Below are 14,714 nucleotides of genomic sequence, written 5' to 3'. Positions count from 1 at the left end.
GATGGGCAAGACATCAATCGGGAGGGTGTCAGGAACCGGGCCAAGACCCGCAAGTTCCATAAAACCATGTCCGGCCTTCACTACCACACAGAACGGCCCGACATGGTTTTTATTTTTTTATGCGCATGAGAAAGAGCAAACCGCTGAGACTGAACAGGGTGCTCCAGATTCTGTACATCAAAAAAATAGAAGCACCGGCGGTAACTGATCCGCATGAGCCAAGAGAAAGCAGGGTTTCAAAAGCTGCCTCGTTGACTCCCAGTCCGGCTGCCGGAGCGGGAATGACTCCAGCCAGAAAAGAAAGCGGAGCCGCAAAAAAGACCTCATTAAAAATCGGCTGCACCGGAAGATTCTGAATCTGCGACAGCAGGTAAATGGAATATATCAACGTAAGATGCTGCAGCATGGTCAGCCCCACAATCTTCAGCACGGCAGGAACAGAACTGCGGAAAATCAGTATTGCGGAAATGACCTCACCTATTTTTTCCCCCAGTTTTGAACCGGCAAAGAATTTCCGGTAAATGAACCCGCTCTCCAGAAATTCAGGGGCCGCAAGAGGTGCAGCAAGGGAAACAAGGGCTGCTCCCAAAATAATAGGCCCTACTTCCAAAGCGATAAAACCTTTGCCGTAAACACACAGAATCCCGGCGAGCACAGGAAAAACAAGTCCGGCCAGAAACCCGGTTAAGCGACTCCGAGCAAGAGCAATAAACCCCAGTAACGCACTGAGCCAGAGCAGACAGAGTATGCCCAGCGCCGGAACAGCAATCAGGCGCAGCTCCACGGAATGCTCCACCAGCGTCCAGTTGAAGGCCATCCCCAGCCCCCCGAGCAGAAACAGACCCATGATCCCGATAATACGATCGACAATGATCGCCGCCCCGACTTTTGCACCCTGCCCGGTGACGCGGGTGGTGTAGAAATAGCGGGCCACATCGCCGCTGGCTGCTCCCAGCACACACTGGGTAAAAAAATACATAATTGCGGAAATCCCCAAACTGTCTTTCAACGAAAGATCAAGACCTGCACCTTTAAGCAGAGCCACATAACGCGGAGCGGCAAGAGCCATGCCCGCTGCAACCACCAGACAGGCCGCGATAAGAACCGGAATTTTCTCAGCCGGAACCATCAGGTATTCAGGACGTATTCCACCTGACTGAACCAGCCAGAAAAGAAGTCCCCCGGCAAGGAGGACTTTCAGTGCGTTTGAAACAAACCCGCGACGACGGCCTGTTACGGGATCGGGATAATTCAATTCTACTCCGTTTTGTCTGCCAGTTTGGTGCAGTCCAGTCTCATTTCCACGAGATCCTCTTCGTAATTTTCACCAATCTCAAAACCGAATTTACGGGAAAGCCCCTGCATGGCTTTATTCTCAAAAAGAGTCTGCCCGACCAGCCAGTGAGTACCGCGATCCTTGGTATAGCTGATTATCTTATGAAAAAGCATGGACCCCAACCCGGTTCCTTTGAGGTCTGAACGGACCACAATGGCGAACTCGGCTTCGGAGTTATCCGGCTTGGTGGAAGTGCGGACAACGCCGAGTGTTTCCGGCTTGCCCTCTTCATTGGCAGCGGTGGCGATAAAGGCCATTTCCCGGTCATAGTTGATCTGGGTGAAACGGGACATGTCCTTGTGGTCGAAATCCCTGCGGACCACTCCGAAAAAGCGCATACGCATGTCTTCATCAGAAACACGAGCCAGAAATTCATAGTGCGCCGGTTCATCCTCCGGCCTGATTGGACGCAGGGTGACCTGACGTCCATCACGGAGCACCACGCACTCTTCCAGCTCACGCGGGTAGGGCCGGATAGCCAACTGCGGGCAATCCTCCCGGCATTCAGCAACCAGAATCTTAGCCCCGAGAGCCAATACCCCGGTTTCGTCCCCGTAGAGAGGGTTGATATCCAGATGCACTATTTGGGGAATGTCGATAAAAAGCTGCGAAACCTGTATCAAGGTCAAACAAAGATCCTCAATATCTGCGGGAGGCTGGGTAGGCGTACCGGAAAGCAGGCGCGAAATGCGTGTTCTGCTGATCAGCTCACGGGCAAGACTCATGTTCAGGGGAACCATGGCCACAGCCTGGTCTCGCACCACCTCACGGGTCATGCCGCCGTGCCCGAAATGAATGATCGGCCCGAAAGTGGAATCTGCAGATGCGGAGATAAAAAGTTCGTGCGCGCCCAACCTACGACCCATTTTCTGAACCGTGAATCCCTCAATATAGGCGTCGGGACGCTGACGGTTGACACGAGTCAGCATGGTCGCCGCAGCTTCCCAGACCTTTTCTGTGCTTTCAAGGTCCAGCACCACCCCGCCCACATCGTAAGGCTGGTTGATCTGCGGAGAGCGTATTTTTAGCGCTACCGGGCAACCTATCTCGTCAGCAGCAATGACCGCCTCACGGGCGGAAACCGCGACCTTCGTTTCAACCACAGGCAGACCGTAGGCCGCAAGGACTACGCGCGCTTCTGGCTCATTAAGTTCCTGCCGTCCTTCGGAAAGAGCCTTATGTACTGTATCGCGCGCGGTGGTTGTATCCGGGAAAAAGTCAGTTGGCAGAGAATCAGGAGTTTCGGTGAGCAGCTCCTGGTTACGCTGGTATTCGGCCATATACATGAAAGCCCGCACCGCCTGATCCGCACTTTCATAGGTCGGAATACCGTGGTGGGAAAAAATCTTGCGGGACCCGCGGGACATGCCGGAACCTAGCCATGCGGTAAGCACCATGCGCCGGACCCTTTTGAGTCCTTTGGCAAGGACCTCGGCCACTTCAGCACTGGAAACTCCGGCAAAAGGAACATGGACCACCAGCACTGCGTCCACGCCTTTATCCTTGATCAACACTTTAAGGGCATCAAGATACTTCTGCCCAAGGGTATCAAATTTTATGGTCACCGGATTGGCCCCGCTCCAATGCCCATCAAAAATTGTATCCAGCTTTTCTACTGTTTCCGGGGAAAGCTCAGCCAGCTTCCCGCCACGGCGCAGTAATCCATCAGCAGCGGCAAGTCCGGCACTCGTGCCGTTTACGATGATTGCCAGCCTGTTGCCACGCACCGGCTGACGCAGACTTGCAAGAGTCTGGGCCGCGTCAAACATGCCGTCAATGGTCTGCACCCGCAGCATCCCGGCCCGGCGGAAAGCAACGTCATAAACCTCATCAGCGCGGGCAATCATGGCGTTATCCAGACGGGCCAACTCCTGAGTGACATGCTGCATAGCCTGTCCCGGTCGAATTGCCAGAACCGGCTTGTTACGAGAAGCCGCCCGGGCCGCAGACATGAAGTCGCGGGCATCATGGATGGATTCAATATAGAGCAGAATTGAACGTGTCTGGGCATCAGAACCAAGATAATCGAGCACATCACCGAAAGTAAGATCAATACGGCTGCCCAGTGAAACCACATAGGAAAAACCGATATCATTAGTAGCTGCCCAGTCGAGAACCGTAGGGATAAAGCTGTCCGATTGGGAAACAAAAGCTATCTTGCCCGCCTTAGCCGGAAGCGGCGCAAGGCTGGCATTCAAATTCAGGGCCGGAACAATAAAACCAAGACTTTTAGGCCCTAGAATACGCATCTGCGGGGAATTAGCTGCTTTAAGCAGATCCGCACGCAGCCTGACCCTTTCCTTTTTGGGGATGGCACTGAATCCCGGACCGATCAGGGCACAGGCTTTGACCCCGATCTCGCTGAGTTTAGCCAGTAGTGGAGGACAATCTTGAAGCGGAAGACAAATCACTGCCAAATCAGGGACCTTAGGCAGGGCTTCAACATTTTTATAGGTCAAAACACCGGCAATGGCTTCAGCATCGGTACATACCGGCATAACCGGACCGAGAAAGCCTCCTCCCATCAGGTTGCGCATAACGATATTCCCTGCATTATCAGGGTCATTGGTTGCGCCGATAACGGCAACTGATCCGGGCTGAAAAAGGTATTCCAGATTAATAACGCTCATGAAGGCCTCTTGTTAAAGTTCCGATGCTTATCCGTGCACAAACCTATACATACCTGCTGAACAGCACGCATATCAAGCATAAAGCTAAGCGCTTAATATGAAATTATCCCCTTCTGCCTCCGAGATGGTTCCGACAAAGCTGTTCAACCCGGCTGAAACAGCGTATATATGCAATCGTAGTGCACACAACCCAGCATAATTTTTATGAGCCGGAGCCGGAAATATGAGTGAGAATACAATTGAGAACCTGAGCAGAGAAGAACGCACTTTTCACCCCTCGCAGGAACAGGAATTACTAAATCAGGCCAACCTGACCCCGGAAAAATATGAACAGGCCTGCCGGATGGCCGATAATGACAATGAAGCTTTCTGGGCCGAACGGGCAAGAAAACTGCTCCACTGGACACGGGACTTCGACAGCACACTTGAATCAGATACTGAAAAAAAAGAATATAAATGGTTCACAGGAGGCAGGCTCAATGCTTCCTACAATTGCCTTGACCGCCATCTGGAAAACGGCAGGCGCAATAAAGCAGCGCTGATCTGGCAGGGAGAACCGGAAGAAGAAGTCCGCGTTTTCACCTACCACATGCTCCACCGGAAGGTCTGCCGTTTTGCCAATGTGCTCAAAAAGATGGGCATTTCCAAAGGTGACCGGGTAGCTATCTACCTACCCATGGTCCCGGAACTGGTCATTTCAATGCTCGCCTGCGCCCGCATCGGTGCAATCCATTCAGTAATTTTCGCAGGATTTTCAGCTGTCAGCCTGCAGAACCGGATAATTGACTGCGACGCCAAAATTTTAATCGCAGCCGATGGAGTGCTGCGCGGGGGCAAAACCATTCCCCTGAAGCGCAATGTTGATGAAGCCCTTTTCGAATGCCCCTCTGTTGAGCAGGTCATCATGGTCAAGCGTACCGGGGATGAAATTGACTTCATCGAAGGCCGCGACACGTGGTGGCATGAAGAAACCGGGGCCAGTGACATCGAAGATTACTGCAAACCGGAATCCATGCGTTCCGATGATCCGCTTTTCATCCTGCATACCTCCGGAGCCACTGGTAAGGCCAAAGGCGTTGTGCATACGACCGGCCCCTATCTGACCATCACCGCCCATACCACAAAATGGGTATTCGACCTGAAAGATGATGATGTTCACTGGTGCACTGCCGACATCGGCTGGATAACCGGACACAGCTACACCGTTTACGGACCGCTGGCACTGGGCGGAACAACCCTGCTTTTTGAAGGGGTCCCGACCTTTCCTCGCCCGGACCGTTACTGGAAAATCATCAATCGCTACGGGGCCAATATATTCTACACCACTCCCACGGCCATCCGAGCACTGATGCGCGAAGGTTCGCAATGGACTGAAAAATATAATCTTTCCACCCTGCGTATCCTCGGATCTGTGGGCGAACCCATTAACCCGGAAGTCTGGGTCTGGTTCCAAGAGCATGTAGGTAAAGGCAAGCTGCCCCTGCTGGATACATGGTGGCAGACCGAAACCGGAGGAATTCTCATTTCTCCGTTGCCCTATGTGAGCAAGCTCAAACCCGGATCAACCGGAAAACCTTTGCCGGGCATCAGTGCCAAAATAGTGCGCAGTGACGGCAGTGACGCCTCAACCGACGAAGGCGGGCATCTTTTAATAACCAAGCCGTGGCCGGGCATGCTTACCAACATCCACAATGACCGGGAAAGATATGGACGGACCTACTTTGAACGTTTCCCCGGCAATTATGAAACCGGGGATGGAGCCAGAATTGACGCAGAAGGAGACTTTTGGATCATGGGCCGCCTTGATGATGTAATCAATGTTTCCGGACACCGTTTGGGCACAACCGAGATTGAATCCGCACTCATCGCCCACCCTGATGTGACAGAAGCCGCAGTGGTCGGCATCCCTCATGAAATAAAAGGCCAGACTGTTTACGCATACGTTACCCTGCGCAGCGGCCTTGACGAAGACGATGATATGCGCTCCACCCTGCGAGAATGGGTCAGCAAGGAAATCGGCCCCATCGCCGTACCGGAAAACATCCAGTTTTCCGAAGGACTGCCCAAAACTCGCTCCGGTAAAATCATGCGCCGCATCCTGCGCCGTATCGCTGTAGGAGAAAACGACCTCGGGGATACCAGCACCCTCTCTGACGCCTCAGTGATCGCCGGCCTTATAGAAGGACAGAAGGAGCTTTTTGAATAGCCATGAATGAAAGGAAAAAATTAAAAGCCTGTCTGGACCTGATAAACAGCTGCAACATCCTCGTCCTCGCCACTCAAGGTGGGGACGGGGTCCACACCTCGCTTATGGCCTACGCCGCATCTGATGACGGTTCCGAAATATACATGGTCAGCAGCAGAAACAGCAGAAAATGGCAAAACATCACCCGGAATCGGCAGGTTAGCCTACTCATCGACAACCGGGAAGATAAACTCGACAACAAGCGGCATGAAATAAAAGCACTGACAGTGAAAGGATCTTTTGTTCCTTTGGATACCCCAGCTGAACGAAGCGCGGTACTGGACCGCATTGCCGAGGCAGTCCCTGCAATTGCCTCCGAATTTTCCGGGGATGACAGTGCAATCATACGCATAAAGACAGAATCCCTGCTGCTTTTGGATGGCCCTAGAGACAGTTACTACTGCGAAGTTTAAACATAGCATCAGCAACTAAGAGCCTCTGATCTAAAATAAATTTACCGCTTCATCCAAATATGATAAGATCGTACTGAAAATACCGGAACTCCATAATTCTGATCAGGGGGGCGGATGTTCAAGTCGATGAAAGCAATCCTGCTTTTCTTTGTAGCCGGGCTGGTCATAGCGGCCACAGCCGGGCTGACTTACTTTGCCCAACGCGCAGTCACCAAATCGGTCATGGATTCCGAATTCCAGCACGCGCAAGCTATTGTTGACGCCGCTTATCTGGAAGTAAACAATGAATATCAAAGTATTATTTTTGCAGAAAAAGCTACCATTGAAAGCCGCAAGAAGCAGCTGCGCAACATTGTCGGTATCGCAATTGATCTGATCCAGCTGAATTATGGCAAGTTCAAACAGGGACTTATTTCCGAGGACGAAGCCAAACGGCAAAGCATCGAAGAGCTCAAAAGTATGCGCTACGACAAAGGTAGCGGATACATATGGGTAAACGATGACTCCAGACCCATCCCCCGCATGGTCATGCACCCGACAATCCCCGAACTGGATGGTAAAATTCTTGATGATCCCGGATTCGTCGGAGGTCGCAACGGCAAAGAAAATATATTTGTCGCCTTCCGGGACACCTGTGAAATTCATGGTTCAGGTTATCTGGAATATCTTTGGCCCAAACCCCTCAGTGACGGTTTAAGCAAGGAACAGCCTAAACTTTCCTATGTAGAAATGTTTGAAGAATGGGGTTGGGTTATAGGTTCAGGGGTTTATATCGACGATATTGAAAAAGATGTGAACAAAAGAGTTCAGGCCGTGCTTGATCAACTGCGGCTCTCTTTCAAAAAAATCAAAGTCGGCAAAAACGGGTATATTTTTCTTTTTTCCAGTGAGCCGAGACTCATCATCCATCCAAGCTACGAAGACATCCCCCTGCAGAACCTGCTTAACCAGGAAACCGGCAACCCCATATTTCTGGAAATGATTGATGCGGCCCACGAAAACGGTGTCATGGAATACGTTTGGGATAAGCCTCCGCACCACAAAGGGGACTTCTCCTTCCGCAAAAGGGCCTATATCAAATATTTCGAACCGCTGGACTGGTACATCTGTTCGTCAGCTTACATGGATGATCTGGAACAACCCGGACTTGCGTTACGGAACAAAATCCTCATGCTCTCTATCGGCGTACTGGCCTTGGCGTTGATTTTTGCCACCATTCTTTCAGGTATTATTGCCCAACCGCTCATGAAACTTACTGTTGCCGCAAGGGCCATCCGCGAAGGCGGCATGACCGCATCTGAGATTCCGCAGGAAGGGCCCACGGAAATCAAGGAGCTCGGTACAGTTATTAATCAAATGCTGGATTCCATTAAATCCGGTATCCGGGAAAAGGAAAAACTGCTTGCAGCACTTGAAGACGGAAACCGCAGCCTTAGCGCAAGCAATTACCAGCTGGAAATAAAAATACAGGAACACGCCAAGATAGAAAAAGAGCTGCTGAAATTACGCAACCACCAAAAGAATATAATAGATTCCATGCCTTCAATCCTTGTGGGCATAAACAGGGGTGGACACATAACCCTCTGGAACAAAAAAGCTATTGAAAATACGGGACTTACCCACGAGGAAGTCAATGGCAAACTGCTTGCCGAGGTTTTCCCGATACTTGAAAAAGAAATTGAAAACGCAAAAGCCACCATCCTGTCGGGTAAAACCAAGCAGAGAATTAGAGTTCCACGCATTGTAGGCGATGTAACCCGTTATGAAAACATCACCATCTATCCGCTCATTAATAATGGCTATGACGGAGCGGTTATCCGCCTCGATGACGTCACATCCAATGTACGCATTGAAGAAATGATGATCCAAACTGAAAAAATGATGTCCGTTGGCGGTCTGGCCGCTGGAATGGCCCATGAAATCAACAATCCTCTGGGCGGTATTTTACAAGGGACTCAAAACATCGAACGCAGGCTGACTCCCGGCATGTCCAAGAATGAGCAAACGGCCCGGCAGCTTGATGTTTCAATGGAGAAAATAAACGAATACATTGAGAAACGCGGTATCAGTAAGATCCTGTCAGGTGTCCGTGAATCTGCATCGCGCGCAGCGGAAATCATCACCAATATGCTCAATTTCAGTCGCAAAACAGATGTGCACCGTACATCATGCAAACTCAATGAGATAGCAGACAACGCGATTGCCCTTGCAGAACAGGATTATGACTTGAAGAAGAAATATGACTTCAGGCAGATTGAAATCAGCAAAAACTACGTCGAGCCACTGCCCTACGTAGTCTGCGCTCCCACCGAAATTGAACAGGTTCTGCTCAACCTGCTCGGCAATGCGGCTCATGCCATGAGCGATAACAATACAGAAAATCCGAAAATTAAAATCACGATCCAGCAGGAAGGCGAATACGTGGCTGTTTCCATTGCCGACAATGGTCCCGGAATGGAAGAAAATGTGCGTAAGCGGGTATTCGAACCTTTCTTCACCACTAAACCCAAAGGGGTCGGAACTGGCCTGGGGCTTTCGGTTTCTTATTTCATCATTACCGAAAACCACCATGGTAGTTTCAGCATCCAAGCAACTCCGGGTAACGGCTCAAAGTTTACCTTTAAATTACCCGTTGCTTCCGTCCGCTAGGAAGAGGACTTAACGCCGCATTCCCTATAAATAACCCCGCCAAGGGTGGAAGCAATTGAATTGCAAAAATACTCCAGAAAATCAGTACCCATATCCGGGTTGTAGCGATCTTCTGAAGAGTCATGGATGGCTAAAAGACCCAGCAGTTTCCCGGAAGAATATTTATCCCGCAAACCGAAAGCGAAACAGGAACCGCCCAGATCAGGACTCATATCAGGGTCGCCAAAAAATATATCCGGACGCATCATCCTTGAAATTGGCCCCAGAAAAACACGGTTAGGACCATCACTTAAGGTCGCATCGATATAACGCATACAACCTTTCATATAGAAAGTGGGAATTGCATCCCCAAGGCCGCCGCCGCAAATTTCACGATCCAGAACAATCACCGCCCGCCCCAGACCAAGCTCATAAGCTATGCCGCTGAGCATGTCCGGCAATCCATCCAATGACCTTAATTCATTGACATGCTGCAGGGCCTTACCGAATTTATTGAAAAGCTGGAAATCGGAACTGTGTACACTGTAGGCTTCCCGGAGCTTGGCTTCCAGAACAGAAATACGCTCATTTTTCTGTGCAAGGTCTGCACGCTTGCCCAGCAATTCATCTTCCTGCGACAAACAGCCGTCACGGGCATAAGCATAATTTTCATAAATGTTCTGAGCGATAGAATCAGCCTCTGCCTGTTTTCCCTCAGTGAGCAACTTCTTCAGCAGATCAAGCTGTTCGCCGAACTTCTTTAGTGTGAACAGGTTATCCATTTAGTTTCCTGTGCTTTAAAATTACGTCAACGCAGCCAGCCTCTTCTTAATCTTTTAATCAGTCATATCAATTCAGTGCACAGAATGCCAGCAGTCCGGCAAATTCCGCTAAAACCACTGCCGCACCCAGAAAATCACCATTCACGCCGCTGACCCGTTCGGCCAGCCGGTACAAAAATAAAATCCCCGCCGCAGCAAGCAGATAGGACAATCCCTGCACCGCTGGACTGACCGCGAAAACGCCAACCCCAACAGTAGTAAACGCAGCCACTGCAATGGAAAAACGATCCGCCCCCTGCATGGACAGGCTACCCTGCCCCGGCCTTGCCAGAGGTCTACCGACCATGGCCATCACGGCATTACCCAATCTGCCGAGCACAAAAATCCAGACCACCGCTCCATAGGCCCCGGCCCTGTATAAATAGTAAAAGCAGACAGCCTGTCCCAACACCGCCAGCACCAGAGCCAACACCCCGAATACACCGGAGCAGCTGTCTTTGATAATCTTCCAGAAACGATCAGGATCAGGATAAGGTCCTGCGCCGTCCGCAATGTCTGCAAAACCGTCAAAGTGCAGCCCACGGGTCAGGTAAACCGAAGCCGCAACCGTAAGCCATGCCTGAATCCAAAACTTGTCCGCAAAAAGCCCCATCCAGAAAGGAAGGACAATCACCAATCCCATCACCAGACCGCTTAAGGGCATCCATTTAACTGTACGGCCGATATCCTCGGCTTCAATTTCCATGACCGGACCAATACGGGTCATGAAACCCAAAGTGATCAAAATATCACGTATAATTTTCAATTTTTTTGCCTCCGGCGCCTTTAGGGACCAGACTTGATACGCTTCGCGTTTTGATAAAAAGATTTCGCCTCCGGCGGCTTAAACCCTTTTGCAAAAGGGTTTAAGAATCCCAAAACCTTTCATTAAGCTTCGCTGGATATTCATTCAAAGGCATGTACTTTACACTGCTTGCGCAGCATAACTAAAACGTCTTTGAAAGAGAGGGGATGGGGTCTGGGGAAGGGGAGAGAAAATATTTGGACGTTAGCAAAGTTTTCTCTCCCCTTCCCCAGCCGCCGGAGGCATCAAAATTTAAGAGTTAAAACATCACCCGGTTCAAGGCCCAGCATTTCGGAAGCTGCGCCACGATTGAGAGCCAGTTCGTAGTAGCCCTGACTTCCGGCCAGCAATCCGGAGGCTCCGGCTTCAAGCTCGGCGTAGCAGCAGACCCGTTTCACGCAACTGGCATCATTGCCTGAAAGGAGCTGCTCTTCCGGGATGGTCATACGCTCGGGTAAGGTCTGGGTATCCGGGATGTTCAAAACAAGATTCCCGAAACGGTCTTTATGCAGGATAGTCGCCTCCACACCGTCTTCCAACCAGACAGGTTTGTTGATCCCGGTACGGACTATTTCTCGCAGGGGTAATTTAGGACCTAGAGAACTTAAGGATGTTCCACAAGCGAGGGATGCTGCCAGCGGCGCAAAGATATCCCGTCCATGAAAGGTTGCTGAACTGTGGATCTTTGCCGCCGCCTCACTGAGATCGGTTACAATCATAGTACCGGCGAAACGGGTTTCGGCCAGCTCAAGCACTCCGTTATCCGGGGCGATAACGATGCGCTGCCCGAATTCGGCGGCGATGATTCTCCGCGCACTGCCTACTCCGGGATCAATGACCGTGACAAATACCGTATCCGGGGGAAAATGCTCCATGGCAGCGGCAAGGAAAAACGCACCCTGTGAGATACAAAACGGTTCCACGCCGTGGCTGACATCAATGATACGGGAATCAGGGGCCAGTCCAACCAGCACCCCCTTCATCTGCCCCACATAAGGATCAGCAAGACCGAAATCTGTTAAAAGAGCGATTGTTCTGTCCATAGTGACTACCTCGGCACGGAAAAACCTTTCCCGAGCACGCTGAAGGTTGATTCAATTATGACAAAAGCCGCCGGATCTATGGTGAAGACTGTCGCTTCAAGTCGTTTAATCCTGAAAGAATCCACTACGGTCAGGATTACCGTCTTTTCCTGTCTTGTGTAGCCACCCTTGGCATTGAGCAAAGTGGTTCCCCGACCCATTTTAGCCATGATCGCCCCGGCGACATCTTCAGGAAAAGTAGTAATGATCAAGACCATTTTACGCTGGTTGAATAGACGCTGCACCCCGTCGATGGCTGCTGAAGCAACATATATCATTGCCAACGAATAAAGAACATCGTTGAGATTAAGCCAAATTGTGCCGACTCCCAGCACTGCGGCATTGAATGCCATGGAAAACTGCCCGACTTTTATACCCAATTTTTCACGAGCCAGAATCTGCAAAATACCGATCCCGCCGCTGCACCCCAACGAACGCAGAGATATCCCTGAACCGAGACCTAACACCACACCGCCGGCAAGCACAGCCAGCCATTTATCAGTAAATTGAATCGTCCATGGAACCAGTTCAATAAAGGAACTAAGTGATATCAAACCATATAAACTGTAAAAAAAGAACTTTTTACTGATACAAAACCAACCGATTATGAAGACCGGAATATTAAGCAGAAAAATCCAAAGCCCGGAACTGAGCTGTGGAAAAATATAATAAAAAAGCAGTCCCAACCCTGAAATTCCACTGGGCAGAAAAGCATTGGGGATAATAATTGCCTTGATGGCTGCGGCAGCAATAAAACCACCGACAGTTAGCAGAAAAAGATTCCAAGGAATGGTATAACTGATTTTCTGAAAACGGTTTATGACTGTATCAAATTCTGTATCCAATTTATAATCTCCTTTGTATGGAGCCATATTTTGCTGTATTAGATTAAAAAGGCAATGTAGATCCGTTTTTTCACAAACTCAATTAAGATTCGTGTTATAGATATTTTTGTAACCCCCAACAGAGCACTTGGAAGCTGTAAAGAAAGATGATAAGCGAAGCATGCGCAAAGCTACGAACAGCCCGCTGAAAGTAAAAAATTAATTGCACGGGGCTGTCTGATATAATTCTATTAAGGAGATTTCTTCCGCCATGAAAGCGAAACAACACCTTGAAAAAGTACTCGGTTCCATTCTCGAAACCAAAGGCTGGGAATGGCCGGAGAAGGCCGTTATCGAGCCTCCCAAAGATAAAAAATTCGGCGACATGTCCGCAAACATCGCCATGATGCTCTCCAAACAGGCTAAAATGAATCCTCGAGCAATTGCTGAAACGATTCAGACCGAACTTGCAGGAGACAAATACATCGAGAAAATTGATATTGCCGGCCCCGGATTCCTCAACTTCACCTTTTCCTCTGCTTTCTGGCAGGCACTCGTTCCCGAAGTGCTGAGTAAAGGTGCGGAGTACGGTCGCAGTGAAATCGGCAAGGGCACCAAAATTCAGGTGGAATACGTTTCCGCCAACCCCACCGGACCGCTGCACATCGGCCACGGCCGCGGCGCTGCTCTCGGTGACTGCCTTGTGCGCATCCTCGAATTCACCGGATATGACGTTGAAGCTGAATACTACGTCAACGATGCCGGGCGCCAGATGCTCATTCTCGGCACCTCCATCTGGGTTCGCCTGCAGCAGTCCCAGGGCCGCGACATTGCAGATCCCGAAGATTTTTACAAAGGCGAATACATCAAAGACCTCGCTGCCGAAGTGCTGGAACGCAACCCCGGCATCCTCGATATGGCTGAAGAGGAAGCCATCGCCATCTGCCGTGAATACGGTAAAGATGAAATCCTCGAAGGTATCAAGAAAGACCTCGCAGCATTTGATGTACGCCACGACGTATGGTTCTCCGAAAAAAGCCTCGTTTCCGCCGGTAAGGTTGATGAAACCTTCGCTGACCTGAAAGCACGCGGCATGGCTTACGAAGAAGACGGCGCGCTCTGGTTCAAATCCACCGAACTCGGTGACGACAAAGACCGCGTACTGCGCAAGTCCAACGGTGACCTGACCTATTTCGCTTCCGACATCGCTTACCACGATGACAAATATAAGCGCGGTTTCGACATTGTCGTCGACATCTGGGGTGCTGACCACCACGGGTACATTCCACGCATGCAGGCCGCTGTTGAAGCTCTCGGCAAAAAAGGACAGCTTGATGTAATCCTCGTACAGCTGGTTAACCTGCTGCGCGGCGGTGAACAGATCGCAATGTCCACCCGTGCCGGTAAATTTGAAACCCTCGAAGACGTGGTTAACGAAGTAGGCCGCGACGCATCCCGCTTCATGTTTCTCTCCAGAAAGAGTGACAGCCACCTCGACTTCGACCTCGAATTGGTCAAACAGAAGACCATGGATAACCCGGTCTACTACGTACAGTACGCCCACGCGCGTATCTGCTCCGTAATGCGCAAAGCTGCTGATCAGGGTCTCGCTGTTCCCGCAGTGGACGCTGCACCTCTTGCCAGCCTGACCAACGCGGAAGAACTGAACCTCATGAAGCTCATGGACCAGTTCGCAGACGTAGCTGAAAACGCAGGCCGCAACATGAGCCCCCACGTAATCAGCTACTACCTGCGCGATCTGGCCAGCGCACTGCACAGATTCTACTCCATGCACCACATCCTTTCCGCAGAGGAAGATGTCATCGCTGCAAGGCTGGTTCTGTTGCAGGCCGTTGCCCGGACGCTCGCCAACGGCCTAAGCCTGCTTGGTGTGTCCGCGCCCGAACGCATGTAAATATTCAACGGAGTT

The 14,714-nt window shown here is 50.6% G+C and carries 10 protein-coding genes; 4 read left to right on the top strand and 6 right to left on the bottom strand.

From position 1 onward, the window contains the following. Positions 1-109: 109 nt before the first annotated feature. Both ACNI29_RS08155 and ACNI29_RS08150 read right to left on the bottom strand, forming a co-directional pair. Positions 110-1,255, bottom strand: coding sequence for a lysylphosphatidylglycerol synthase transmembrane domain-containing protein (locus ACNI29_RS08155; RefSeq protein ID WP_419781706.1), 1,146 nt, complete (start codon positions 1,253-1,255; stop codon positions 110-112). A 2-nt stretch (positions 1,256-1,257) separates the two neighbouring features. Then, entirely contained in the window at positions 1,258-3,966 is a 2,709-nt protein-coding gene (locus tag ACNI29_RS08150) for a bifunctional acetate--CoA ligase family protein/GNAT family N-acetyltransferase (protein ID WP_419781705.1), read from the bottom strand. A 223-nt stretch (positions 3,967-4,189) separates the two neighbouring features. On the opposite strand from ACNI29_RS08150, the gene acs reads away from it, so the two are divergent. From acs to ACNI29_RS08135, 3 genes are all read left to right on the top strand, one after another. Beyond that, positions 4,190-6,172, top strand: a complete 1,983-nt coding sequence (gene acs / locus ACNI29_RS08145; RefSeq protein ID WP_419781704.1) for an acetate--CoA ligase — start codon at positions 4,190-4,192, stop codon at positions 6,170-6,172. 2 nt (positions 6,173-6,174) lie between these two features. Beyond that, positions 6,175-6,624 (top strand): pyridoxamine 5'-phosphate oxidase family protein, encoded by a 450-nt coding sequence (locus ACNI29_RS08140; protein WP_419781703.1) that lies wholly within the window; start codon positions 6,175-6,177, stop codon positions 6,622-6,624. Between the two features lie 114 nt (positions 6,625-6,738). Beyond that, positions 6,739-9,273: a cache domain-containing protein gene (locus ACNI29_RS08135; protein WP_419781702.1), complete on the top strand. Its 2,535-nt coding sequence runs from the start codon at positions 6,739-6,741 to the stop codon at positions 9,271-9,273. Here the strand turns inward: ACNI29_RS08135 and ACNI29_RS08130 are convergent. The 4 genes from ACNI29_RS08130 to ACNI29_RS08115 all read right to left on the bottom strand — a co-directional run bounded on the left by ACNI29_RS08130 (position 9,270) and on the right by ACNI29_RS08115 (position 12,805). Continuing rightward, positions 9,270-10,034 carry a hypothetical protein gene (locus ACNI29_RS08130; protein ID WP_419781701.1) on the bottom strand — a complete coding sequence of 255 codons (765 nt, stop codon included), beginning with the start codon at positions 10,032-10,034 and terminating at the stop codon, positions 9,270-9,272. The genes ACNI29_RS08135 and ACNI29_RS08130 overlap by 4 nt on opposite strands. Before the next feature lie 67 nt (positions 10,035-10,101). Continuing rightward, positions 10,102-10,839 (bottom strand): adenosylcobinamide-GDP ribazoletransferase, encoded by a 738-nt coding sequence (locus ACNI29_RS08125; RefSeq protein ID WP_419781700.1) that lies wholly within the window; start codon positions 10,837-10,839, stop codon positions 10,102-10,104. A gap of 284 nt (positions 10,840-11,123) precedes the next feature. Further along, positions 11,124-11,921 carry an SAM hydrolase/SAM-dependent halogenase family protein gene (locus tag ACNI29_RS08120; RefSeq protein WP_419781699.1) on the bottom strand — a complete coding sequence of 266 codons (798 nt, stop codon included), beginning with the start codon at positions 11,919-11,921 and terminating at the stop codon, positions 11,124-11,126. Positions 11,922-11,926: 5 nt separating this feature from the next. After that, positions 11,927-12,805, bottom strand: coding sequence for a YitT family protein (locus ACNI29_RS08115; RefSeq protein ID WP_419781698.1), 879 nt, complete (start codon positions 12,803-12,805; stop codon positions 11,927-11,929). A gap of 250 nt (positions 12,806-13,055) precedes the next feature. On the opposite strand from ACNI29_RS08115, the gene argS reads away from it, so the two are divergent. Further along, entirely contained in the window at positions 13,056-14,699 is a 1,644-nt protein-coding gene (gene argS, locus ACNI29_RS08110) for an arginine--tRNA ligase (RefSeq protein WP_419781697.1), read from the top strand. The last annotated feature ends 15 nt before the right edge of the window (positions 14,700-14,714 follow it).

The organism is Maridesulfovibrio spiralis (SeqCode), from assembly GCF_048571135.1.
Classification (GTDB): Bacteria; Desulfobacterota; Desulfovibrionia; order Desulfovibrionales; family Desulfovibrionaceae; genus Maridesulfovibrio; species Maridesulfovibrio spiralis.
This window is presented reverse-complemented; position numbering and strand designations above follow the sequence as displayed.